Here is a 24,190-nt window from a genome sequence, read left to right as displayed (position 1 = left end):
CTACATCGGCCGCTTCAAGCCCAGATGGTCGCGCAGCGTGCGGCCTTCATAATCCTTGCGAAAAAGGCCACGCCTCTGCAGTTCCGGCACGACCAGTGTCGCAAAGGCATCGAGTTCGCCGGGGAAATATGAGGGCATGACGTTGAAGCCGTCGGCAGCACCTCCCTCGAACCGCGCCTGCAGCTCGTCGGCGATCTCGGCCGCCGTTCCGACGATGCGCCAATGGCCGCGGGCGCCGGCGAAATGCCGCGCCAACTGGCGGATGGAGAGGTTGTCGCGGCGCGATTGCTCGATGACCAGCGCTTGCCGGCTCTGCATGCCTTCGCTGGGCGGCAGCTCGGGCAGCGGCCCATCGATCGGATAGCGCCAGAGATCGGCGATGCTGAGATAGCTGGACAGCAGCGCAACGCCGACATCGTCGGGGATGAGCTCCTGCAATTCCTCGTATTTTTCCTGGGCTTGCGTCGCGGTTTCAGCCACTACGGGCGCGACGCCGGGCATGATCTTGATGTCGTCCGGCTCGCGCCCATAGGCCGCCAGACGCCCCTTGAGATCGTCGTAGAAGGCTTTCGCTTCCTCCAAAGTCTGCGCCGCCGTGAAGACGACATCGGCGGTGCGGGCGGCAAGGTCGCGTCCGACATCCGAAGCGCCGGCCTGAACCATCACCGGTGCGCCCTGCGGCGAACGCGGCAAGTCGAGCGCATCGCGCACGGAAAAGCTCTGGCCTTCATGACCGGAAGCCTCATCGAACTTGCCGCGCCAAAGCCCGGTGACCACCTCTGCGAACTCACGCGCCCGCTCATAACGGTCGGCATGTGGACGCAATCCGGTCGAACCGAAATTGGCGGCCTCGATGGGGCTGGCTGATGTCACCAGGTTCCAGCCGGCACGGCCGCCGCTCAGATGGTCGAGCGACAAGAAGGTCCGGGCCAGCCCATAGGGCTCGTTGTAGCTTGTCGACGCCGTCGAGACGAGGCCGATGCGACTGGTCTGCACGGCCAGCGCCGAAAGCAGGCTGATCGGCTCGAAGCCGATCGAGCGCGAGGTCTGGCTGGCAATGGCGACATTGGCCTCTCGCAAGCCAGCGGCGTCCTCGCAGAAGATCATGTCGAACTTCGCCGCCTCCGCGGTGCGCGCCAGCTGGATGTAATGGTCGATGTCGATGCCGGCCGTCACATGCGCCTTGGGATGGCGCCAGGCGGCGATATGGTGGCCCGTCGCCCACAGGAAGGCACCGAGCTTCATTTGAGGGGACGCGGCGGTCATTGATCACCTCCGCCAGCAAGTCCGAGATGCGAGCGTAACGTCGCGCCACGGTAGCTTTCTCGAAACAGGCCGCGCCGCCGCAGCGCCGGCAAAACCAGATCGACAAAATCGTCGAGTGCCGAAAGCTGCGCCGGCATCAGCATATTGAACCCGTCGCAGCTTTTCGCCCGGAACAGGTCTTCCAGCCTGTCGGCGATGATGGCCGGCTTATCATTCGTGACCGGCGAGACATTCATCAGCACCTTCACGGCGCCCGGGTCGCGTCCGCAGGCGGCAACAAGCCGCTTCAGATCGTCATAACGTGTTTTCGCGCTCTCGATCGGTTCGTTGTCCAGCAGGACGACATCGCCACTGCGGGCGGCAATATCCATGTCGGATACCGACAGGCCGGACAGCATCAGCACAGGTCTGTCCTGTGGCGATCGCGCGACGTTCAGCGGCCCGCGCACCGAAAAGAATTCGCCCTTGTGGTCGAGCAGATGCATCCTTTCGGGATCGTGGAAGCGTCCCCCGCTCTTGTCGAACAGCAGCGCATCCGCGTCCCAGCCTTGCCACAAGTCCTGAACGATGCCGATATATTCCTCAGTGCGGCGGTGAAAATCGTCGCTGGAAAATCCGTCCGGCCGGCTGAAATTGGCTGCTTCACGTGGCGCCTGCGCCATGGTCGCGTTCCAGCCGGTGCGGCCATGGCTGATGATGTCCAGCGAAGCAAAGCGGCGGGCCAGATTGTAGGGCTGGTGGGCGACCGTCGAGGCCGCGGCGACCAGGCCGATCCTGCTCGTTACCGTCGCAAGGGCTGCCAGCAAGGTCGTCGATTCGAAGGGCAGCGTCGCGGCATCGCTGCCGGGAGCCGGCGCGGAATCGGCGAAAATCACCATGTCCAGCCCGGCCGCTTCTGCACTTTGCACAAACCGCGCCAGAAGGCTGAAGTCTGTGTCGGGTGCTGGTGATGGCTCGGCGATTCCCGGAAACGGCGAAACGGCAAGATGCATTGTGGCGCCGTCGTCCATCGATGGTCCCTGCAAGGCGAAATACCATCGGAACTATGTTCGTCACGTCCAGCGATGGCAACCGCTGGCGCTGGGCCAACGGCCGGTCACTTGCCAGCCAGCCTTTACTTGCCGGCAAGAAGATCCTTGATCAGCCGCTGGCAGCGCTCGGCCATGAAGTCGAGCAGCAGCCGCACCTTGGGATCCTGCAGCTTCTTGTGCGGATAAACGGCAGCGAACTGCACCGGCGTTGGCGGCGTGCTGCTCAGGATCACCTTCAGCCGTTGGTCGCGGATGAACGGCTCGACCTCGAAGCGCGGCTTGTTGATGATGCCGCGGCCGGACAGCGCCCAGCCGGTCAGCACGTCGCCATCGTCGGTGTCGTAGGGCCCGTGCACCTCGAATTTCTGCGGGCCGGTAGGGGTCTGCAACGTCCACACATATTCGCGCGCGCCGGAATAGCGCAGCATCAGGCAGTCGTGCTTCTTGCCGATCAGTTCCTGCGGCTCAACGGGTTCGCCGCGCGCCTCCAGATATTTCGGCGCTGCCACCAGCACGCGTTCGCATTCCATGATGCCGCGCATCCTGAGGCTGGAATCCTCGATGATGCCGAGCCGGAAGGCGACGTCGATGCCTTCCTTCATGATATCGACATTGTGGTCCGAGAGCCTCAGCCGTACTTCGATGTCGGGATATTTGTCGTGGAAATCGGGGATGCCAGAGGCCACCAGCCGGCGGCCGAGGCCGAGCGGTGCCGTGACGCGGATGGTGCCGCGCGGTTGTCCGGACAGTGCCGAAACGGCGGCTTCCGCTTCGGTGATCGCCTCCAGCACCTGCTTGGCGCCCGAATAGAACACCGTACCATGCTCGGTCGGCATCAATTGCCGTGTGGTGCGGTTGAACAGCCGCACGCCCAGATGCTTCTCCAGCTCCTTGATGCGGTTGGAGGCGACCGCCGGCGAAATGCGCATGTCGCGGCCTGCCGCCGACAGATTGCCGAGTTCGACGACGCGAACGAAGACGGCGATGTTGTCGAGATAGGCCATGCGGTTTCGTGGCTCTCATGCGGCTGCGTCTAGCAACCCTAGTATTTTCCATTTTTTTTTGAAAGTCATCGCGCACCTCGCCTCTTTCCGTTTGCGCCCCAGCCCGTAAAGTCACCCTATCGGCAGGGACGACCTCAATGATGGATTTCGCGATTTTCTGGGACTGGCTGAGCTTCGCCGTGCGTTGGCTGCATGTCATCACCGGCATCGCCTGGATCGGCTCGTCTTTCTACTTCGTGGCGCTCGATCTCGGCCTGCGGCAGCGTCCGGGCATGCCTGTCGGCGCCTTCGGCGAGGAATGGCAGGTGCATGGCGGCGGTTTCTACCACATCCAGAAATATCTGGTGGCGCCGGCCGAGATGCCTGAGCACCTGACCTGGTTCAAATGGGAATCCTACGCCACCTGGCTGTCCGGTTTTGCGATGCTGTGCGTGGTCTATTATGCCGGAGCCGATCTGTTCCTGATCGATCCCAACGTGCTGCCGATGTCGGTGCCGGTTGGCATCTTGCTGTCGCTGGCGACGATCGGCGTCGGCTGGGTGGTCTATGATCTTTTGTGCCGCTCGCCGCTGGGAAAAAGCGACACCGGCCTGATGCTAGTGCTCTACTGTGTGCTGGTGTTCATCGCCTGGGGGCTCACCCATCTGTTCACCGGACGCGCCGCCTTCCTGCATCTGGGCGCCATCACCGCGACGATCATGTCGGCCAACGTCTTCATGGTCATCATCCCCAACCAGAAGATCGTCGTTGCCGACCTGATCGCCGGCCGCAAACCCGATCCGAAATACGGCAAGATCGCCAAGCAGCGCTCGCTGCACAACAACTACCTGACGCTGCCCGTGCTGTTCCTGATGCTGTCGAACCACTATCCGCTGGCGTTTGGCACGCAGTTCAACTGGGTCATCGCCTCGCTGGTGTTCATCATCGGCGTGCTGATCCGGCACTATTTCAACAGCGTCCATGCACGCAAGGGCAACCCGACCTGGACCTGGCTGGGAGCCCTTGTGCTGTTCATCATCATCATCTGGCTGTCGACCGCGCCGAAGGTGCTGACCGGCGAACCCAAGACTTCCGCCGCGGCGCAGGTCTATGTGGCATCAGCGCATTTCCCGGCCGTGCGCGACACGGTGCTCGGCCGCTGCTCGATGTGCCACGCGGCGGAGCCGGTCTATGAGGGTATCTACCACGCGCCCAAGGGGGTGATGCTCGACACCGACGCCGACATCGCCAACCATGCCCGCGAGATCTATCTGCAGGCCGGTCGCAGCCACGCCATGCCGCCGGCCAACGTCTCGCAGATCACCGACAAGGAACGGGCGCTGCTGGTGGCCTGGTTCGAAGGCGCAGGGAAATAGCATGACCTCGACACTTCTGCGCGGCCGCACGCTGTCCTTCGTGCGCTGGCCGCAAACCATCGATGACCATTCCGCCTGGCGCTACGAGGAGGATGGTGGCCTGCTGATCCGCGACGGCCGGATCGTCGCCGCCGGTGCCTATGCAGACGTCGAGAAACAGGCCGGCGAGGGAGCAAAAAAAATAGACCATCGGCCGCACCTGCTGCTGCCGGGCTTCATCGACGCGCATGTGCATTTCCCGCAGATGCAGATCATCGCCTCCTATGGCGCCGAACTGCTCGACTGGTTGAACACCTATACCTTCCCGGAAGAGACAAAATTCGCCAATGCGCAGCATGGCCGCCGCATTGCACGGCTGTTCCTCGACGAGATGGTGCGCCACGGCACCACGACGGTGGCCGCCTACTGCTCGGTGCACAAGGCATCCGCCGAGGCCTTCTTTGCCGAATCGCATGACCGCAACATGCTCAACATCGCCGGCAAGGTGATGATGGACCGCAATGCGCCCGACGGCGTGCTCGACACGCCGCAATCCGGCTACGACGACAGCAAGGCCCTGATCGCGCAATGGCACGGCAAGGGCCGCCAGCACTATGCGATCACACCGCGCTTTGCCATCACCTCGTCACCGGAACAGATGGAGATGGCCGGCGCGCTGTGCCGGGAGCACCCCGACCTGCACATGCAGACGCATCTGTCGGAAAACCACGCCGAAATCTCCTTCACCCAGGAACTCTATCCGTGGTCGCGCGACTACACCGACGTCTACGAGCATTACGGGCTGTTGGGAAAAAAGAGCCTTTTCGGTCATTGCATCCATCTGTCGGACCGTGAGGCGGATGCGCTGTCGGACAGCGGCTCGGTCGCGGTTTTCTGCCCGACCTCGAACCTGTTCCTCGGCTCTGGCCTTTTCGGCTATCAGCGCTTCCGCCGCCGCGACAAGCCGATCCGGATCGCCGCCGCTACCGATGTCGGCGGCGGCACCAACTATTCCATGCTGCGCACTATGGACGAAGGCTACAAGGTGATCGCGCTGAATGGCGAGAAGCTCAATCCCTTCCAGTCCTTCTGGCAGATGACGCGCGGCAATGCCGAAGCTCTATCGGTGGCGGAAAAGGCCGGCACGCTGGATGAAGGCAGCGACGCCGACATCGTCGTGCTCGATGCCAGGGCTACACCGGCGATGCGGCTCAGGATGGAAACGGTCGAGACGTTGGCACAGGAATTGTTTCTCTTGCAGACGCTGGGTGACGATCGCGCCGTGCGCGAGGTCTATGTGGCAGGGCGGGCTGCCAAATCCGACATGGCGATTTAGGCACGCTCCTATGTGTTTCCTTGCTTGACCCGGCGGCAGCCATCGGTCAAAGCGTGCGGCGAAGTTGACAGGGGAACGATATGGCCGTTGCCGAAGACATCGCTCTGATCAAGAGACAGGAAGACGTTCTTGTCTTTCCTGCCTTCGATGAGGCCGTGGCCTTCAAGATCGGCTCGGCCATCCGTGATCGAGCCTTGGCCGAGAACCTGCCTGTTATCGTCGACATCCGGACTTTCGACCGGCCGCTATTCTATGCCGCGATGCCAGGTTCGAACGCCTCCAATCCCGACTGGGCACGGCGCAAGATCAATGTGGTCAAGCGGTTCCTAAAAAGCACCTACCGCATGGTGCTGGAACAGCAGCGCCCCGATCGCACCTTCAAGATCGGCGAAGGCCTGGATATTGCCGATTATGTGCTGGCCGGCGGGGGTTTCCCGGTCACGGTCAAGGGCGCCGGCGTGATCGGTGTGATCGCCGTCTCCGGCCTGCCGGAGCGCCAGGATCATGGCGTCGTGGTCGAGGCGCTATGCAACCATTTGGGCATCAATGGGCGCGAACTCGCGCTGCCGCCGGAAGAAAAATGAACGATCCGAAGACCTTTCTGACCTCCATCTTCAACGCCGCCGTCGCCGCCGCGGATCCCGAAAGAACCATCAGGGATCATTTGCCGGCGAAGCCCAAGGGCCGCACCATCGTCATTGGCGCGGGAAAAGGCTCCGCGCAGATGGCGGCGGCCTTCGAGAAGGTCTGGGACGGGCCGATCGACGGGCTGGTCGTCACCCGCTACGGCTATGGCGCGACATGCGAGCGCATCGAGATCATCGAGGCGGCGCATCCGGTGCCGGACGCCGCGGGCCTGGAGGCCTCGCAACGCCTGCTTGCCAAGGTCCGAGGGCTGTCAGCGGATGATCTGGTCGTGGCGCTGATTTCCGGCGGGGGTTCGGCGCTCTTGCCATCGCCGGCCGGCAGCCTGACGCTGGCCGACGAGATTGCCGTCAACGAGGCGCTGCTCGCGTCTGGTGCGCCGATCGCGGCGATGAACACCATCCGCAAACATCTTTCCACCATCAAGGGTGGACGGCTGGCTGCCGCCGCCTGGCCGGCCAAGGTGGTGTCCCTGGTCGTTTCCGACATTCCCGGCGACAATCCCGCCTTGGTCGCCTCCGGTCCGACCGTCCCGGATAACGGTAGCCGTCAAGACGCGCTGGCGTCGATCGCAGCCTATGGGATGAAACTGCCGGCAGCGGTGATGGCACATATCAACACGCCTGCCGCCGATGCACCAAACCCCGACGATCCGCGCTTTTCACGCAACGAGGTACATTTGATCGCCTCGGCCGGGGTCTCGCTCGAAGCAGCGGCTGCTGAAGCGAAACGGCAAGGCGTCGAAGCCGTCATCCTATCCGATGCCATCGAAGGCGAGGCACACGAGGTCGGCGGCGTCCATGCGGCCATCGCGCGCGAAGTGGCGACGCGCAACCGGCCGTTCCGCAAGCCGGTGCTGATCCTGTCCGGCGGCGAAACCACGGTGACGCTCCGCGCCCCAATCAATGGCATAAGGGGCAAGGGTGGCCGCAATTCGGAATTCCTGCTCGCCTTCGCCATCGGCATCAACGGCGCGCAAGGCATTCACGCCCTGGCCGCTGACACCGACGGCATTGACGGTTCGGAAAACAATGCCGGGGCCTTCGCCGACGGTTCGACCGTGTCGCGCATGCGCGCGGCCGGCGTCGATGCCAAGGCGATGCTGGCCGGCAACAATGCCTGGACGGCCTTCAATGCGATAGGCGATCTATTCGTACCCGGCCCGACTGGCACGAATGTCAACGACCTGCGGGCAATTCTGATCCGGTAACCTCAAGCGGCCATCAGCCGCTTCACCTGCTTCATGTCTTGCAGGAACCGCTGGCGTTCAGCTTCCTTGTCCGCGGGCTCTTGGATGCGCAGGATAAAGGAGGGGTGGATGGTGATGAAGACACGCAAGCCGTCCTCGCGTTCGATCACCTGGCCGCGCATCTTCGTCACCGGGATCGCCTTGCCCAGCAGCGACATCGCCGCCGTTGCGCCGAGTGCCACGGCCAGATGCGGCTTGATCAGCTCGAACTCCTTGTCGATCCACCAGCGGCAGGCCTGAACCTCGCCGGCATTCGGTTTGGAATGGATGCGCCGCTTGCCGCGCGGCTCGAACTTGAAGTGCTTGACTGCATTGGTGACGTAGACCTTCTGGCGGTCAACCCCCGCGTCGTCGAGGATGGCATCGAAGACCTTGCCCGCCGGACCGACGAAAGGTTTGCCGGCCAGATCCTCCTGGTCGCCAGGCTGTTCGCCGACGAAGATCACCTTGGCGCCGTCAGGCCCTTCGCCGAACACGGTCTGCGTGGCGTCGCGCCAGAGCGGGCAGCGCCGGCAACCTTTTGCCGCCTCCCGCAATTCGGAAATGGTGTTGGCGGCCTGCTCTTCCAGGGCTTCAGCCGGCTCATTCTTCGACCAATGCTTTGCCTGCAGCTTGGCGTGGTGCGGCGCGGGCGTCGTCGGCATTCTGGCAATCATGTCCTTGGCGGCCTTGTCCGCTCCTGCGATCAGTTCCGGAATGAGCGAGGCCTCGGGAAGGTTCCGCCAATATTTCTTCGGCATCTCCTTCTGCATGGCTTTCACCTTCAGCCGCGCCGGATTGAAGATGTTCTCGAAATAGGTGCGCCATAGGGCTTCGGTATCGTCCTGCGCCGGGGCATCGCCCTTGATGGCGCCAGGCCCGATCGCCAGCCTCTCGCCATCCCAGTCGGCGGAGGCATGCGGCGTCAAAATGGTCCAGCGCATGCCGGTGAAGCGCCTGACGAAGAAAGCTGCGTTGCGCTCGACGATAAAATGATCCGGCTCGAACCAGGCGACATAACGCTCCTCATCGCCATCGCCGATCTTCCGGAAGCGTACAAAGGCGCGCATCTTGTGGATGTCGCGCCGCACCGCTTTCTCCATGGTGTCGAGACGCCTGATGTCTGGATCCGATGCAATCGCCAGCAGCTTCGGCTCCGTGCGCAATCGCCAGAGCAACCGGTAGAGAAAAGCGAACCGGCCGGGGTCCGAATGGCAGAGGACGATTTCGGCATGCTCGACGAAGTCGCTCGGGACCACGAGTTGCACGCCCGCCGGCACGGCCGGCAAATCGGTTTGATTGGAGCCCGGCTCGACATGCCAGCTGATGTCATCGGGCCTGACCTCATTCAGGGCCAGCCGGCGCGCCGCGTCGCGCCAGCCGGAAAAATCGGTCTCGGCGTCGAGCCGCACCGTATATCTGCCAAGATCGAGCTGCGCCGGCCGCATGGTCAAAACAGGGACAGTTGTTCGCAGGAACGCACGATCTTGCCGCGCAAACCGGCTTTGTCGGTGAGCGCGCCCGGCGACCAGCCTTCGGCGACGATGAAAGGCCTGAGCTTGGCGATCGACTGGCAGAGACGGCCGATATCTTCCAGCCGCAGCCGCCGGTGTCGGCGGGTCTCCAGGATCTTAGCGATCACCTTGGTGCCGAGACCGGGCACGCGCAACAGTGCCTCTCGATCAGCGCGGTTGATATCGACGGGGAACCGTCCCCGGTTGCGCAGCGCCCACGCCAGTTTCGGATCGATGGCGAGGTCGAGCATGCCGTCGCTGCTGCCGGCCAGGATCTCCGGCTGCGAAAATCCGTAAAACCGCATCAGCCAGTCGGCCTGGTAGAGCCGGTGTTCGCGCATCAGCGGCGGTTTCTGCAAGGGCAGGGACGACGACGAATCCGGGATCGGGCTGAACGCGGAATAGTAGACGCGCCTCAGATGGTAACTGCCATAGAGCCGCGCGCTGGCGTGAAGGATGCCGTCATCGGAGGTCTTGTCGGCGCCCACGATCATCTGCGTCGACTGCCCACCCGGCGCGAAGCGTTCGCGCTTTTTGGTCCTCAGCGTCGGCTCGGCCTTTTCCTCCATCTTCTGACGCAGCCTGGCCATGGAAAGCCGGATCGTTTCCGGCTTCTTTTCCGGCGCCAGTCTCTTCACGCCTTCGTCGGTGGGCAGCTCGACATTGATCGACAACCGGTCGGCGTAGAGGCCTGCTTTCTCGACCAGTTCCGCTGAACTTTCCGGAATGGTCTTCAAATGGATATAGCCGGAGAACTTCTCTTCCAGCCGCAGCCTTCGCGCCACCTCGACCATCTCGCCCATCGTCTCGTCGGGCGAGCGGATGACGCCTGAGGACAGGAAAAGGCCCTCGATGTAGTTGCGCCGGTAGAAATCCATGGTCAGCTTCACCACCTCGTCAACGGTGAAACGGGCGCGCCGCACATTCGACGACGAGCGGTTGATGCAATAGCTGCAATCGTAGATGCAGAAATTGGTCAGCAGGATTTTCAGCAGCGAAATGCAGCGCCCATCCGGCGCATAGGAATGGCAGATGCCCATGCCTTCGGTGGAGCCGATCCCGCCGGATTTCAGTGAATCCTTTTTCGCCGCACCGGATGAGGCGCAGGAGGCGTCGTACTTGGCGGCATCGGACAGGATCGCTAGCTTTTCGCGGACGGTAAGTGCGCTCATATGTTCATGATATGTTCTCGAGCGCGAACACGCCACCTCATTTGATGCAGGCGGCGAAAAAGTGATTCACCGAATGATCACAGAGCTCTCAGACCTCGTGCAGGTAGAGATGATAATCCAGTTCGCTCACCGTGCGCGCCACGCGCAGGTACTCGGATTGCTTGATCGCCACGAAGGTGCGGTGCAGGTCTTCGCCGAGCGCGCCTTTCAGGAAGCTGGATGCCCTGGCAGCCTCGATGGCGGCGCGCCAGTCGACCGGCATCGTCGTGCGCGTCACCGCTGCCTCATAACCGTTGCCGGTGGTTTCCGGGCCGGGATCGAGCCCTTCGTCGAGCCCTTTGATGATGGCGGCGAGCACGGTCGCGGCGATCAGGTAGGGGTTGGCGTCGACGCCCGATGGCCGATGCTCGATGCGCCGGTTCTTCGCGTCTCCCGCCGGCACGCGCAGCGCCACCGAGCGGTTGTTGACGCCCCAGGTCGGCGCCACCGGCGCATAGGATTGCGAGACGAAACGCCGCCAGGAATTGGCATGCGGCGCAAACACCAGCATCGATTCGGCCATCGTCTGGATCAGGCCGCCGAGGCCGCGCAGCAGGGGCAGCGACCAGCTCTCGCCGCCGGCTTCGGCAAAGACGTTTCGGCCCGCTCTGTCCTGCAGCGAGACGTGGAAATGCATGCCCGAGCCGGCATATTTTTCGATCGGCTTGGCCATGAAGCAAGCGGTGACGCCGTGTCGGCGCGCCTGTGCCCGCACCAGCCGCTTCAGCATGACCAGGTCGTCGGCCGCCCGCGTCACGTCCTTGCGGTAGTTCAGCGTCAATTCGTACTGGCCAGGCGCATATTCGGAAATCACCGTCTCGGCCGGAATGCCTTGTGCCTTGGCGGCCGCGTAGATGTCGGAGAACAGCGGCTCCATGCCGTGCAGGTGATCGACTGAATAGACTTCCGTCTTGCCCGAAACGCGGCCGTCGAGCACGGCGCGCGCCGGCTGCACCTTGCCGTCGGCATCGCGCTCGTTGGCCAGGAGAAAAAATTCCAACTCGAAGGCGCCGGCGGGATAAAGACCCTTGGCGGCCAGGATCCCCACTTGCCGTGCCAGCGCCAGGCGAGGATCCGACGACATTGGCTGGCCGTCGAGGTGATACATCTCCATCAGCAGCTGGCCGCGTGGCGGGTTTGTGCCGTAGAGGGGCACCAGCGTGCCGGGGATAGGCCAGGCCCTGAGGTCGCCGTCACCGGTCGTCCAGATCAGCCCGGTCTCGTGCACATCCTCGCCGGTGATATCGAGGCCGAGGATCGAGATCGGCATGTGCCGCCCGCCCTCGAAGATGCTTTTCAGCTCATGCCGGCGCACGATCTTGCCGCGGCCGACGCCATTGGCGTCGGTCAGCACGATATCGAAGGCTTCGATCTCGGGATGGGCCTCGAGGAAGGCTTGCGCCTCGGTGGGCGTCGAGCCCGAAGGTGAGGTCATGATCTGTCCGGCTTTTCTTCGCGCGCCCATTTGTTAGCCGCTTGTCTCATGCCGCAAGCTTTGCCGCAACCGCGCCGAAGGCGGAGATCAGCCGGCTGACCTGGGCACCGGTGGTCGCCGGCGAGATCAGCATCATGTTGTGGAAGGGCGCAATCAGCACGCCGCGATTGACCAGCGCGACATGGATGGCGGCTTCCAGCTCCGGCGCATGCGCCGTCTCGGCCTCGGCGCCATTCCGCAGCGGGCCGGGCGCGCAGATGAACTCGACGCGGGCGCCGACGCGGGCAACATGCCAGGGCAGGCGATAACGGTCGATGACGCCGGTCAGCCCGGCGTCGAGCCGCCGCGCCAGATCGTCCATGCGGGCATAATTGTCTTCGGTCATTACCTCTTCGAGCGTGGCGCGCATCGCCGCAAACTGCAGCGGATTGGCCGAGAGCGTCGTGCCCATGCCGGAATAACCCGGCTCCTTCTCCCTGTTGTAGGCGGCATAGCGCGAGGCGACGCCATCGCTCATGCCCCAAACACTGGCCGGCACACCGCCGGCGATCGGCTTGCCGAGCACGAAGAAGTCCGGGTCCAGCCCGTATTTCCTGGTGTAGCCGCCTTGGCCGGTCGAGATCGTATGCGTCTCGTCGATCAGAAGCAGTGTACCGGCTTCGCGCGTCAGCCTGCGCAACGCGTCATGGAAGCCCGGATCGGCCAGCACCATGCAGGAATTGGTAAGCACCGGCTCGGCGATGACGCAGGCGACATCCTTATCCCTAAGCACGGCCTCCAGTGCGGCGACATCGTTGAACTCGATCACCTTCGCCGTGCGGGTCAGGTCGCGGAATTCGCCCGCCAGTCCCGGCCGGTTGACCGGAACACCATCCACCAGCCGCACCATCGTCTCGTCGACCGAGCCGTGATAGCAGCCGTTGAAGACCAGGATCTTTTTGCGTCCGGTGACGGCGCGGGCGACCCGCAGCGCAAAGCGGTTAGCATCGGTCGCCGTCGTCGCGATCTGCCAGAACGGCAGGCCGAAATGCTGCTGCAGCAATGGGCCGATGGCGAGTGCGTCTTCGGAGGGCAGCATATAGGTCAGGCCCCGTCCGGCCTGGCGGCGAATGGCGCGCGCCACCGGCGGCGGCGAATGGCCGAACATCGAGCCGGTGTCGCCAAGACAGAAATCGTCAAGCCTGATGCCGTCGATGTCGGTGATGGTGGCGCCCCTGGCGCTGTCGACCAGGATCGGAAACGGCGTCGGCCAGTCGTTCATCCAGTGCATCGGCACGCCACCGAAGAAGCCTGGCAGGCCATTGCCGACCTTCGCCTGCGATTTCGGCCGTGCCTTGCGGAAGGCTGCCGCCTCGATCTCGCGCAGGTCGGCAATACGGTCGCGATCAATGCCGCCGATGGACGTCCTGGAACTGTCGCTGTGCATGAAAACCCCTCTGGTCGTCCCTCTTAGCCAATCCATGTCCGCGACCGCAATCGGCCGCGCGTCTGTCCTGCATTGGCTCAGCCGCTGGTGCCAGCGCTTGACGCTGCTGGCGAAACCAGGGCCAATAAGGGGGGGGGCAATTTGGGGTGCGGGGGAAAAATGCGGACGATCATCTGCGCGGCGGGGTTGCTTTTGTCGGCCAACATGGCCTGCGCCTCCGGTGGCATCTGGTGCAACGTCGACGATGCGGCGGTCGCATTCGAGGTCGGCGCCGGCGTCACCAGAGGCATGGGCGGCCCGACCTTCAACTTTCGCGGCGACCTCGAAATCAAGGCAAGGCCCGCTGACGACCAGCTGCGCAAGACCGTGTTCGAGGATTCCAACCTCACCCAGTACTGGCTCGACGACAAGGAGTTGCGCCTGAACATCTATCATGAGCACGAGGTGGCCAAGACCTTCAGTTCCGTCGAACTGACGATCCTGACCAAGGCCAGCGATGAAGGTATCTATGACGGGCAGTATACGCTTGCCGTCTATGACAGCACCGCCGACAAGGACGGTGATGGCAAGACCGCCGATCTGACCGGCAAGGTTTCCTGCGGCGCCGAGTGATCCGTCTTTTGAAATTATGCCGTGATGTCGATGACGCCGCAATCGCCGGCCGCGCTGCCGAAGGCGACGCGGCGCTCTTCCTTGTCCCACATCATCGAGGTGATGGTGCCCTTGCCCGGTCGCCGCAACAGCACTTCCTTGGCGTCCGAGAAGCGTACCGCCATCACCATGCCGTCATCATAGCCGACAGCTACGACATCCTGGCTCGGATGGCAGGCGACCGCCGTCACCATGGCGTTGCCGCGCGTGCCGAGTTCCAGCGGCGCCTTGCCCATCGGGCCGTCCTTGCCTGAAAACGGCCAGACGATCGCCGCCGGCGCACCGGAGCTCGCCAGCCACTTGCCTTTCGCGCTCCACGACAGGCTTTTGACCTTGCCGGGATAGCCGCTCATGCGCATGTGCTTGCCATCGGCAAGCTTCCAGCCGTGCAGGGCGTTCTCCTGCATCGTGGTGACAAGGAACGCACCGTCGGGCGAGAAGGTGATGCCGGTATGGGCGCCGGCCCATTCGAGCTCCGCCGGCTTGCCTTCCGTGGCCGGGAAATGCAGCGTCGCGCCATTGTAGCGGGCAACGCCGAAGCGCATGCCCTTGGGCGAGAACGCCAACCCCTCGACCGAACGCGGATGGGCAAATTCCCTGGTCTTGCCGTCGGCGAAGCGCACGAAGGCGGTCTTGCCCGTCGCATAGGCGATGGCGCCCTGCGGTCCGGCGGCGACGCTTGTGATCCATTTTTTCCCGGCGCTCGCCAACTCCTGGACGTTGCCGCCTGCGGTGACAGAAAAAATCTTGCCATCCTCGCCGCCGGTGATCAGCCGGTCATTGGCCGCATCGTGGAAAGCGGCGAGCAGCCCGTCATTGGCTTGCACCGTCTTGTGGCCATGATCGAGCCGATGGACGGTGCCATCGGCCTGCGCGAAATGCGGCACGTCACCGAGGAAGACGGCGGCGATGCAATGGCCTTCGAGATCAAGCGGGGCGACGGTGGGCATGGGCTAGTTCAATTTCCTGCTTTTGGCGAACAGAGGTGAGTAGGTTTCCAGGTAGGCTTCATGCATGACGACGTAGAACCTCGTCCAAAGATCCGAAGTGTCGATGAAGTTGACGATTCGCTGATCGTCATCGCCATCGAGGGAACCCCAGCAAACCACGATATTCTCGCCAGACCGCGCCAACTCGGGAGCAAGGTCAACAAGGCGGAAGAAGCGTCCTCTCTCTCGCGAAAAAAGTTGGATGACGTAAGGATAGTATTCTATCTCGGTTGCGAAATTGGCGCACAAGTCCGACCTGCGCACTCGCTTTGTCATGAAATTTGCCGGGCATCCGGCACGCAGTTTGCCAACAAGGCGTAAGGCTATCGGCCTTTAGACCGATAGTTTCTTTTTCACACTGCCCTGCTTGGCGTCAAGCTGCTGCGTGGCAGGCGTCAAAACTCTTCTTCAGCCGCTCTGCGTCGAGTTCGCGGCCGATGAAGACCAGCCGACTCTCATGTTTCTCGCCGTCTTTCCAGGCGCGCTGGTGGTCACCCTCGATGATCATGTGCACGCCCTGGATGACGTAGCGCTCGTCATCGCCCTTGAGCGCGATGATGCCCTTCAGGCGCAGGATGTTGGGGCCTTCCATCTGGGTGATCTTCTCGATCCACGGGAAGAACTTCTTCGGGTCCATCTCGCCGCCGCGCAGCGACACCGACTGCACCGTCACGTCATGGATGTCGGAAGGATGCGCGTGATGGTGGTCATGCCCGTCATGATCATGGTGATCGTGGCCGTCATGGTCATGATGGTCGTGGTCGTGATGATCGTGATCGTCATGCGCCTCGAGGAAATGCGGATCGTTTTCCAGCGCCCTTGAAAGGTCGAAGGCGCCGCGGTCGAGCACTTCCGACAAGGCGACGCCGGCGCGCGTCGTGCGATGGATCTTCGCCGCCGGATTGATGGCACGGATCGTCGCTTCGACCTTGGCGAGCTCTTCGGGGGTGACGAGGTCGGTCTTGTTGAGCACGACGACGTCGGCGAAGGCGATCTGGTCCTCGGCTTCTCTGGAATCCTTGAGCCGCAGCGGCAGATGCTTGGCATCGACCAGCGCCACCACCGCGTCGAGCCTGGTCTTGGAGCGCACGTCGTCGTCCATGAAGAAGGTCTGCGCCACCGGCACCGGATCGGCGAGGCCGGTGGTCTCGACCACGATGGCGTCGAAACGGCCGGGCCGGCGCATCAGGCCCTCGACGACGCGGATCAGGTCGCCGCGCACCGTGCAGCAGACGCAGCCATTGTTCATCTCGTAGATTTCCTCGTCGGATTCCACGATCAATTCGTTGTCGATGCCGATTTCGCCAAACTCATTGACGATGACGGCGTAACGCTTGCCGTGGTTTTCCGACAGGATGCGGTTGAGCAGCGTCGTCTTGCCGGCGCCGAGATAGCCGGTGAGAACGGTTACGGGGATCTGCGTCTGTGCGTCGCTCATGGCTTGCCTCGAAGAATCTGCGCCTTGAAAAAGGCCTCGAAAAAGGATTGTCGGCTCCATATAGGATGTGTGCCGGGCTTTTGCACGAGGCAAACCGATGGGCCAAACGGCTTGCTGCCATTGCCGAATTTTGTTGGCGAGAGCCGCTGTCACAGCCTAGATCTGGACACGGGAAGCCATTCGAGAGGCACGATATGTCCGGCAAGCCATTCTCCTTCTCATTGAGCCGGCGCAAGGCCCTCGGCTTGATCTCGGTGACCGCTGGCGGTGGTGCCTTCCTGCCGGCCGCGGCAATCGCCGCCCAGTCTTCCGCCGCCCAGTCCTATGCCGGGCTGACCCTGTTCCAATCCGGCGCCGGCGTCTGCGCCATCACACCCGAGGTGACCGAAGGGCCATTCTATTTCGACCCGAAACTCGAACGTGCCGACGTCACTGAAGGCAAGAAGGGCGTTGCCCTCACCGTAAGGCTGCAGGTTGTCGACGCGACCTGCCGCCCGCTTGCCGGCGCCCGCGTCGATATCTGGCATTGCGATGCGCAAGGTGCCTATTCGGGCTACCCGGGACAAGGTGACGGCCGTGATGTCGACACGTCGGGCCAGACGTTCCTGCGTGGCTGGCAGAAGACCGATGCAAGCGGCATCGTTTCCTTCGCCACCATCTATCCCGGCTGGTATCACGGCCGCACCACCCATATCCATTTCAAGGTCTTCCCTGACGAGAATTCCGTGATGACCGGGCAGTTGTTCTTCCCCGACAGCGTCAGCGACCAGATCTTCACCACTGTCGCGCCGTACAACGACCGGCCCGGCAAGCGTGACACCTCGAACGCCGGCGACGGCATCGCCAGGCAGGCCGGACCGCTGTCGCGGGCCGCACTGCACGAGGTGGAGGATGCCTACCAGGCGCTGATGATCGTCGCGGTGAAGCCCGGTTGAGCGACATCCCTCATGCATGTGCCCCGCGGCGAAAACCCCGGTCGCGGAAAGTCGTTTGTCATCTAACTGAAATAAACATCTGGCATTAGCCACGGCGGACACCGCAATGCTTGCCGGCAAAGCTGTTTGGAGCGCCGGAATCTTTTTGATCGTCGATTGCCAACCGGCCGGCTGCGTCTATGCTGACCGCACCGGTACGGCCGAAGAGGGATGACCATGGCCAAGGCGGACAAAACTGCAACAATGAGCCGGCTGCATTCGGCGGCAAGGCTGGCAAGAACCGCGCTCGCTGCGCGGCTTCTGGCGCATGGCTTCTATGCCGGCCAGGACCAGATCATGCTGGCCCTCGATCGTGAAGACGGCCAGACGCCGGGCAATCTCGCCGGACGCCTCGGCGTGCGCCCGCCGACCATCACCAAGACCATCAACCGCCTGCAGGCGCAGGGCTTTCTGGAAAAGCGCGCCTCGTCGGCCGATGCTCGCCAGGCACATATTTTCCTAACCGACACGGGCCGAAACATCATCCACGCTATCGAGAAATCGGTGAAGAAGACCGAAAAGCAGGCGCTGAAGGGCCTCGACAAGAAGGACCAGAAAGCGCTGTTCAAGCTGCTTGCCCGCATCGAGGCCAACCTCTCGAACGAGGAATTGGTGTTGATCGACGACGACGCCGAGACGGACGACTGATCGCCTGATCCCGGCGCAGCAATCAAGCGGCCTCAGCCGCAGCGCCCTGGATCAGCGAGGACCAGCGCCCCGGCGTCATGCCGAACGCCTTCTTGAATTGCCTGATGAAATGGCTTTGGTCGCTGAAGCCGGCCTCAATGGCGATCTGCGCCAGGGGCTCGCCGGCGGCGATCATCCGCCGCGCGCTCTGAAGCCGGCGCATCACCAGGAAGCGATGCGGGCTGGTGCAGAAGGCGGCCCGGAAATGCCGTGACAAGGCATAGCGGTCGAGCCCGGTGATCGCCTCCAACTCGCCCGAAAGCACCGGGCGGCCGAAACTCTCCGTGAGATAGTCGCGCGCCAGCGTAGCTGCTCGCCATGCCGTTCTGGCCATCGGCTTCGCCGGCTGTCCGGCATGCCGGGTCAGGCTTTGCATCAGCTGGGCTAGGAAGTCGGCAACGAACAGCTCATCGAGTTCCTCCTCCAGCGGCCCCAGCGCCGAAAGCAGCGTCGTGCAGAAGCCTTCATCCGTCAGCACGCCGTCCCTGACAAACGGCAACGACGCGCCGCCAAGGCAGTCGAGCATCAACGAGGGTTCCAGGTAGAGCATCCTGTAGCGCAATCCGTCCTCGGTGCCGGCACCCCCGTCATGCAATTCGTCGGGATGCAGCACGATGATCTGGCCAGGCAGGCTGTGGCGCGTCGCGCCGAGGTAGCGAAACCGCTGCACGCCATGCAGCGTCACCCCGATCGCATAGGTGTCGTGGCGGTGCAGGTCGAAGGCGCTGCCATGGAACCGCGCCTCGATCCGCTCCATGCCGGCAGGGTCGGAGGCGGAAATGATGCAGTTCTCCGCCGCGTCAACGCACAAACGTCCAAGACCCTCGAAGGCCTGGCTGTTTAGATCGTGCGACATCTTCTCCTTCAGCCTCGCGTTGGGGCACAGCTCGAATGGTCAATGTCTCATGTTCGACACGAAATTTGCAATCGTGCTCAGGCACGATCTGCCGGTCTGGCAGAAACTCAACGTCACCGCCTTCCTGACCAGCGGCATCGTCGCCCAGTTCCCGGACATCATCGGCGAACCCTACCGCGACCGCGACGGCAATCCCTACAATCCGCTGTCGATCCAGCCGGTCATCGTGCTGTCCGCCGACCAGGCGACGCTGGCCACAATCCACCGGCGCACGTTGGAGCGTGGCGTGACGACCTCGCTCTATGTCGAGGAGATGTTCGCGACCGGCCACGACGCGGCCAACCGTGCAGTCTTTGCCGAATTCGCACCTGAAGACGCCATGGTGGTCGGTATCGCGCTTCGCGCCGAGAAGAAGGTGGTCGACAAGATCACCAAGGGCGCCCGTATGCACGACTAGGGTGCGCTGAATATGCCGGCCTGATTGAGGTTTCGACGCACCTTCGCTCCAAAAGACTAAGCCTGCCGGGCGCTGTTGTTGTGCCAGCCGGCTTTGGCGCGGTGGCAGCCGACAATTGGCTTGCCGGCAAGCGGCATTTCCCGCAAAGGTGGGCTCCAGCCCAGCTTCCCATCCGGCCTGCAAGTGAGCGCTCCCCAAAGACATCCAGAAAGCGCAACGCCCCCGGTGGCGATCCTCTGCATGCTTTCCACCTACATCTTCTTCACCTTCCTCGACACCAGCAGCAAATATCTCGTCCTGGCCGGCGTATCCGTACTGATCGTGGCCTGGGTACGCTTTGCCGTGCATGTGGTGCTTGTCGGCGCGCTATTGCGCGGCTGGCGCCAACCGGTACGGTTTCGCCCGGTCAACCTGCCGGCCCATGTCCTGCGCGGTCTGTTCCTGTTCGGCTCGACCATGTTCAACATCCTGGCACTACGCTCCCTGCAACTGGCAGAAACCACCTCGATCTATTTCTTCGGGCCGATGGTGATCACTGCACTTGCCGGCCCGCTGCTTGGCGAATGGGCCGGCTGGCGGCGCTGGCTGGCGATCCTTGCCGCTTTCGCCGGGGTTCTGATCATCACCCGGCCAGGTGTCGGCGTTTTCGGCATCGGGCATCTCTTCGCGCTCGGCTCGATGCTGTCGAACTGCTTCTACGTCATCATGACGCGCCGCATGTCGGCGACCGAGACGTCGGAAAGCCTGATCCTGTTTTCGGCACTTGCGCCGGCGGTGCTGCTTTTGCCCATGCTGCCGTTTTCGTTTTCCCTGCCGCATGATGGCTGGCACTGGTTCGTCCTGCTCATGCTTGGCGTGTTCGGCGGCGTCGGCCACTGGCTGCTGGTCCAGGCCTACCGGCTTGCGACGACCACCGCATTGGCGCCCTATCCCTATTCGCAGATGGTGTGGATGATCATTTCCGGGTGGATCGTCTTCAAGCAGTTTCCCGACCGTTGGACATTGGTCGGCGCCGCCATCATCGTCGCCAGCGGCCTCTACATCGTTCATCGCGAGCATCGGCTTCGGCTGCAGAGCCGCGCGGCCTCCGATGTCGAAGCGGAGGCGTTGGCAAAAAAACTTTGATTTACTGCCGATCGATGGCATAACGCCGGCTTTAAACTGTTTAATGCATGTCGCCCAAAAGTGGGAACCGGTTTCGGGACAACGACGTGCATAAGGACTGAAGCCGGTCGGGGAGCACAGGTCGCTGGCACAGAAAATCAAGCTTTCGACGATCGCGGATGCGCTCGGCGTGTCCACGGCCACGGTGTCACTGGCGCTACGCGACAGCCCGCTGGTCGCCGGCACCACCCGCGACCGCATCAAGGAACATGCCCGCGCCATCGGCTATATCTACAACCGGCGCGCCGCCAGCCTGCGCACCTCGCGTTCGGGCATTGTCGGTGTCGTCGTCCACGACATCATGAACCCGTTCTTCGCCGAGATCCTGCGCTCTATCGAAAGCGAGCTCGACCGCAGCCGCCAGACCTTCATCCTGTCCAACCACTATGACCAACTCGAGAAGCAGCGCACCTTCATCGATACGCTGCTGCAGCTCGGTGCCGACGGGGTCATCATGTCGCCGGCCATCGGCACGCCGGCTTCCGACATCCTGATGGCCGAGGAGAACGGCCTGCCGGCGGTGCTGATCGCCCGCACGGTCGAGGGCGCCGACGTGCCGGTCTTTCGCGGCGACGATGCCTATGGCACCGGGCTCGCCACCAACCATCTGATCTCGCTCGGCCACAAGCGCATCGCCATGATCGGCGGCACCGACCAGACCTCGACCGGCCGCGATCGCTACCAGGGCTATGTCAACGCCATGGAGGCGGCCGGGCTTGAGGTCAGGCCGTCCTGGCGCATCGCCGGCCCGCGCACCAAGCAGGCCGGCTTCGAGGCCGCCGGGCAGTTCCTGGCGCTCAAGGACAAGCCGACGGCCGCCTGCTGCTGGAACGACCTTGTCGCCATCGGCCTGATGAACGGCATCGCGCGTGCCGGGCTGGTGCCGGGCGTCGACATCTCGGTCACCGGCTATGACGATCTAGAAGAGGCGGCGATTGCGACGCCTGCGCTGACCACCGTCTGGAACGGCCAGCGCGAGGTTGGACGCCGCGCCGCCAGCGCGCTGCTGGACAAGTTGAACGGGCAGACGGTGCGGCCGTCGCAGGAACTGATCAAGCCGGAACTGCATGTGCGCCAGTCGACCGGCAAGCCGGTGGAGCGTGCATGACCAAGGCCGAGCAATTGCAGACCGTCGGCATTCTGGTGCCGGGCGATTTCAACGATCATGCCATCAAGCGCATCGACAGCACCTTCAAGCGAGTCAAGATCGAACGAGCCGATCCGGCGCTGGTCACCGACGAGATGCGCAGCAACGTGCGTGGCATTGCCTCGTTCGCCGGCATCAATGCGGCGATGATGGATGCATTGCCCAATCTCGAACTCATCGCCTCCTTCGGCGTCGGCTATGATTCGGTCGATGTCGGCCATGCGGCTGCCAAAGACATCATGGTCACCAACACACCCGACGTGTTGACCGAAGAGGTTGCCGACACCACGATCGGGCTGCTGATCAACACCATCCGCGATCTGCCGCGTGCCGAGACCTGGCTGCGTGACGGCAGCTGGCTGCGCAAGGGCAACTATCCCCTGAGCCGGCTGACCTTGCGCGGGCGCCGCGCCGGCATTTTCGGCATGGGCCGCATCGGCCAAGCGATTGCTCGGCGGCTAGAAGCTTTTGGCCTACCGATCGCCTACCACAACCGGCGCCGGGTCGAAGGCGTGAGCTACCAGTACCATCCGACGCTGAAGGGCCTTGCCGGAGCGGTCGACACGCTGATTTCGGTAGCGCCCGGCGGCGCCTCGACGGAGAGGGCGGTCAATGCCGAAATCCTGTCGGCGCTTGGCGCCAACGGCGTCTTCGTCAACATCGGCCGCGGCAGCACGGTCGACGAGGCAGCGCTGGCGGCAGCGCTCGCCAATGGCACCATCGCCGCCGCGGGCCTCGATGTCTTCGCCGACGAACCGAACGTGCCCAAGGCGCTGCTCGATGCACCGAACACCTCGCTGTTGCCGCATGTCGGCTCGGCCTCGGACCATACACGCCGCGCCATGGCGGATCTGTGCGTCGACAATCTGGTCTCGTGGTTCGCAGAACGTCGTCCGCTGACGCCGGTACCGGAGACTGTGAATGTGAAGGCCAAAGCAATTCGAGGAAAAGTGTGAAGCGCCTTTCCGTCTGGATGGAACGGCACGCTGCCACACTTATTAACGTCCGTTTAACCATCTGAAATCATTCTTCATCTTGTCCGTGTGCGTGGATGAAGATGATGAAAACGCTTTCCATGGTGATCGCTGCCGCCGCGCTGTTTGGCGGCATCCAGCTGTTTCATCCCGGCAACGGTGAAAGTACAGCCGATGCGGTCGCGCCATCCAACAGCTACAGGCTGGTGGCCAATGGCGACCAAGGCAATTGCGCGGTCACGCGCGGTGCCGCGGTTTCGGATGACCTGTCGCTGTTGACGGTGGGGCCGAACTGCCGCCGGCTCCTGCCCGGCATCGAGCAGGCAAAGTTCTGGCAGCAGGAACAGGACGGCACGGTCGCCTTCAGCGCCAGTGGCGTCGATCCGATCGTCACCTTCGCGGTTGCTGACGGTGACGGCTACGAGTCCAACGCCCCGGCAGCGCCATTGCTGTCGCTGGCGGCCACCGGTGGGTTGGGGGACTGATTATTCCGCAGCGGCGCGCGCACCGGCTTTCGCTGTGGCGTGCAGCCGCACGGCATCGCCGAAGGCACGGAAAATCTTGACCGAGTTGCTGTCCGAGTTGACCCAGTATTCCGGATGCCATTGCACGCCGACGGCGAAGGCGCGTGAGTCACGCACCGAAACCGCCTCGACCGTGCCGTCGCCGGCGACCGCCTCGATCTGCAGTTTCGGGCCGAGCCGGTCGATCGCCTGGCGGTGCAACGAGTTGACCTTGATGTCGCCGGCACCGAACACGCCGGCCAGGCAGCTGCCCGGCTTGATCGAAATGGTCTGGTGGATGGCGAAGCGCTCGTCCTGATTGTCGCTCACCGGCGCGCGGTGGTCGAACGAACCCTCGCGCTCCTGGATCTCGGTGCCCAGCGTGCCGCCGAGCGCCACGTTCATCTCCTGGATACCGCGGCAGATGGCGAGCAGCGGTACGCCGCGCACTATCGCCCTGCGAATCAGCGGCAGCGTTGTGGCGTCGCGCGCCGTGTCGTAGGGGCCATTGGCTTCGCTGGCGTCGCCGCCATACAGCGAGGGGTGCACATTGGATTTCGACCCGGTCACCATGACCCCGTCGACCGACGACAGAAGTTCATCGAAGTCGAGCCTGTCGCCGAACGATGGCACCAGCACCGGGAACACGCCGGCACCGGCAATCGCCGCCTCCAGATATTGCTGCGGGGCGGCATGCCAGGTGTAGTTGTCGAACTGACGTACGTCGGTCGATATGGCGACGAGCGGCTGATGCATTTTGGCTCTGTGTTCCATCTGCAAAGGGTATCCTGCCTCCAAAATAGGCGATCCGCCGGCATTTTTCCATGACAAGTTTCACGTGTCGCATGGGCCACGAAACAGCCTGTTAGACTATAGTTGCAAGGCAGCAGGGCTTCGCCGTCAAATCGGGCCGCCGCGCT

24 protein-coding genes are annotated in these 24,190 nt (G+C 63.2%); 13 read left to right on the top strand and 11 right to left on the bottom strand.

Features of this window, described 5'->3' with window-relative positions:
- The 3 genes from AC0ZT5_RS13465 to AC0ZT5_RS13455 form a co-directional block, all read right to left on the bottom strand.
- Positions 1-1,266 (bottom strand): LLM class flavin-dependent oxidoreductase, encoded by a 1,266-nt coding sequence (locus tag AC0ZT5_RS13465; protein ID WP_488496825.1) that lies wholly within the window; start codon positions 1,264-1,266, stop codon positions 1-3.
- Positions 1,263-2,276, bottom strand: coding sequence for an LLM class flavin-dependent oxidoreductase (locus tag AC0ZT5_RS13460; protein WP_488496824.1), 1,014 nt, complete (start codon positions 2,274-2,276; stop codon positions 1,263-1,265). The genes AC0ZT5_RS13465 and AC0ZT5_RS13460 overlap by 4 nt, the downstream gene beginning before the upstream one ends.
- Positions 2,277-2,380: 104 nt before the next feature.
- The gene (locus AC0ZT5_RS13455; protein WP_488496823.1) at positions 2,381-3,301 is read right to left on the bottom strand and encodes a LysR family transcriptional regulator; all 921 of its coding nucleotides are present in this window, start codon (positions 3,299-3,301) and stop codon (positions 2,381-2,383) included.
- Positions 3,302-3,438: 137 nt separating this feature from the next.
- Between AC0ZT5_RS13455 and AC0ZT5_RS13450 the strand changes: the two genes are divergently transcribed.
- From AC0ZT5_RS13450 to AC0ZT5_RS13435, 4 genes are all read left to right on the top strand, one after another.
- Positions 3,439-4,656: a urate hydroxylase PuuD gene (locus AC0ZT5_RS13450; protein WP_488496822.1), complete on the top strand. Its 1,218-nt coding sequence runs from the start codon at positions 3,439-3,441 to the stop codon at positions 4,654-4,656.
- Position 4,657: 1 nt separating this feature from the next.
- Positions 4,658-5,971 (top strand): guanine deaminase, encoded by a 1,314-nt coding sequence (gene guaD / locus AC0ZT5_RS13445; protein ID WP_488496821.1) that lies wholly within the window; start codon positions 4,658-4,660, stop codon positions 5,969-5,971.
- An 80-nt stretch (positions 5,972-6,051) separates the two neighbouring features.
- Entirely contained in the window at positions 6,052-6,555 is a 504-nt protein-coding gene (locus AC0ZT5_RS13440; protein ID WP_488496820.1) for a heme-degrading domain-containing protein, read from the top strand.
- Positions 6,552-7,826 (top strand): glycerate kinase type-2 family protein, encoded by a 1,275-nt coding sequence (locus AC0ZT5_RS13435; protein WP_488496819.1) that lies wholly within the window; start codon positions 6,552-6,554, stop codon positions 7,824-7,826. The genes AC0ZT5_RS13440 and AC0ZT5_RS13435 overlap by 4 nt, the downstream gene beginning before the upstream one ends.
- Positions 7,827-7,828: 2 nt before the next feature.
- Here the strand turns inward: AC0ZT5_RS13435 and AC0ZT5_RS13430 are convergent, their stop codons facing one another.
- The 4 genes from AC0ZT5_RS13430 to AC0ZT5_RS13415 form a co-directional block, all read right to left on the bottom strand.
- A complete protein-coding gene (locus AC0ZT5_RS13430) occupies positions 7,829-9,292 on the bottom strand; it encodes a UdgX family uracil-DNA binding protein (protein ID WP_488496818.1) in 1,464 nt (487 codons plus the stop codon).
- 2 nt (positions 9,293-9,294) lie between these two features.
- Positions 9,295-10,530: a putative DNA modification/repair radical SAM protein gene (locus tag AC0ZT5_RS13425; protein WP_488496817.1), complete on the bottom strand. Its 1,236-nt coding sequence runs from the start codon at positions 10,528-10,530 to the stop codon at positions 9,295-9,297.
- Positions 10,531-10,618: 88 nt separating this feature from the next.
- Positions 10,619-12,004, bottom strand: coding sequence for a glutamine synthetase family protein (locus AC0ZT5_RS13420; RefSeq protein WP_488496816.1), 1,386 nt, complete (start codon positions 12,002-12,004; stop codon positions 10,619-10,621).
- A 46-nt stretch (positions 12,005-12,050) separates the two neighbouring features.
- A complete protein-coding gene (locus AC0ZT5_RS13415; RefSeq protein WP_488496815.1) occupies positions 12,051-13,430 on the bottom strand; it encodes an aspartate aminotransferase family protein in 1,380 nt (459 codons plus the stop codon).
- Positions 13,431-13,589: 159 nt separating this feature from the next.
- Between AC0ZT5_RS13415 and AC0ZT5_RS13410 the strand changes: the two genes are divergently transcribed.
- A complete protein-coding gene (locus AC0ZT5_RS13410; protein ID WP_488496814.1) occupies positions 13,590-14,042 on the top strand; it encodes a hypothetical protein in 453 nt (150 codons plus the stop codon).
- A gap of 14 nt (positions 14,043-14,056) precedes the next feature.
- On the opposite strand, the gene AC0ZT5_RS13405 is transcribed toward AC0ZT5_RS13410, so the two are convergent.
- Complete coding sequence (locus tag AC0ZT5_RS13405; protein ID WP_488496813.1) at positions 14,057-15,031, bottom strand: WD40 repeat domain-containing protein; 975 nt, start codon at positions 15,029-15,031, stop codon at positions 14,057-14,059.
- Positions 15,032-15,091: 60 nt separating this feature from the next.
- Here AC0ZT5_RS13405 and AC0ZT5_RS13400 point away from each other — a divergent pair, with 60 nt between their 5' ends.
- The gene (locus tag AC0ZT5_RS13400) at positions 15,092-15,391 is read left to right on the top strand and encodes a hypothetical protein (protein WP_488496812.1); all 300 of its coding nucleotides are present in this window, start codon (positions 15,092-15,094) and stop codon (positions 15,389-15,391) included.
- Between the two features lie 52 nt (positions 15,392-15,443).
- On the opposite strand, the gene AC0ZT5_RS13395 is transcribed toward AC0ZT5_RS13400, so the two are convergent.
- Positions 15,444-16,508: a CobW family GTP-binding protein gene (locus AC0ZT5_RS13395; RefSeq protein WP_488496811.1), complete on the bottom strand. Its 1,065-nt coding sequence runs from the start codon at positions 16,506-16,508 to the stop codon at positions 15,444-15,446.
- A gap of 194 nt (positions 16,509-16,702) precedes the next feature.
- On the opposite strand from AC0ZT5_RS13395, the gene AC0ZT5_RS13390 reads away from it, so the two are divergent.
- Both AC0ZT5_RS13390 and AC0ZT5_RS13385 read left to right on the top strand, forming a co-directional pair.
- The gene (locus tag AC0ZT5_RS13390) at positions 16,703-17,443 is read left to right on the top strand and encodes an intradiol ring-cleavage dioxygenase (RefSeq protein ID WP_488496810.1); all 741 of its coding nucleotides are present in this window, start codon (positions 16,703-16,705) and stop codon (positions 17,441-17,443) included.
- 216 nt (positions 17,444-17,659) lie between these two features.
- Entirely contained in the window at positions 17,660-18,130 is a 471-nt protein-coding gene (locus tag AC0ZT5_RS13385) for a MarR family winged helix-turn-helix transcriptional regulator (protein ID WP_488496809.1), read from the top strand.
- A gap of 22 nt (positions 18,131-18,152) precedes the next feature.
- Here AC0ZT5_RS13385 and AC0ZT5_RS13380 read toward each other — a convergent pair whose 3' ends face one another.
- Positions 18,153-19,025, bottom strand: coding sequence for an AraC family transcriptional regulator (locus AC0ZT5_RS13380; RefSeq protein WP_488496808.1), 873 nt, complete (start codon positions 19,023-19,025; stop codon positions 18,153-18,155).
- A gap of 49 nt (positions 19,026-19,074) precedes the next feature.
- On the opposite strand from AC0ZT5_RS13380, the gene AC0ZT5_RS13375 reads away from it, so the two are divergent.
- The 5 genes from AC0ZT5_RS13375 (at position 19,075) to AC0ZT5_RS13355 (ending at position 23,252) form a co-directional block, all read left to right on the top strand.
- Complete coding sequence (locus AC0ZT5_RS13375) at positions 19,075-19,482, top strand: DUF2000 family protein (protein ID WP_488496807.1); 408 nt, start codon at positions 19,075-19,077, stop codon at positions 19,480-19,482.
- Between the two features lie 240 nt (positions 19,483-19,722).
- Positions 19,723-20,607 carry a DMT family transporter gene (locus AC0ZT5_RS13370; protein WP_488496806.1) on the top strand — a complete coding sequence of 295 codons (885 nt, stop codon included), beginning with the start codon at positions 19,723-19,725 and terminating at the stop codon, positions 20,605-20,607.
- Between the two features lie 124 nt (positions 20,608-20,731).
- Complete coding sequence (locus AC0ZT5_RS13365; protein WP_184873355.1) at positions 20,732-21,754, top strand: LacI family DNA-binding transcriptional regulator; 1,023 nt, start codon at positions 20,732-20,734, stop codon at positions 21,752-21,754.
- Complete coding sequence (locus AC0ZT5_RS13360; protein WP_488496805.1) at positions 21,751-22,749, top strand: 2-hydroxyacid dehydrogenase; 999 nt, start codon at positions 21,751-21,753, stop codon at positions 22,747-22,749. Before AC0ZT5_RS13365 ends, AC0ZT5_RS13360 begins: the two co-directional genes overlap by 4 nt.
- 104 nt (positions 22,750-22,853) lie before the next feature.
- Entirely contained in the window at positions 22,854-23,252 is a 399-nt protein-coding gene (locus AC0ZT5_RS13355; RefSeq protein ID WP_488496804.1) for a hypothetical protein, read from the top strand.
- Here the strand turns inward: AC0ZT5_RS13355 and AC0ZT5_RS13350 are convergent, their stop codons facing one another.
- Positions 23,253-24,026 carry a gamma-glutamyl-gamma-aminobutyrate hydrolase family protein gene (locus AC0ZT5_RS13350; protein ID WP_488496878.1) on the bottom strand — a complete coding sequence of 258 codons (774 nt, stop codon included), beginning with the start codon at positions 24,024-24,026 and terminating at the stop codon, positions 23,253-23,255.
- Positions 24,027-24,190: the final 164 nt, after the last annotated feature.

Source organism: Mesorhizobium sp. CNPSo 4670 (assembly GCF_057784235.1).
The sequence above is the reverse complement of the archived record's forward strand: the minus strand, read 5'-3'. Positions and strand labels throughout refer to the sequence as shown.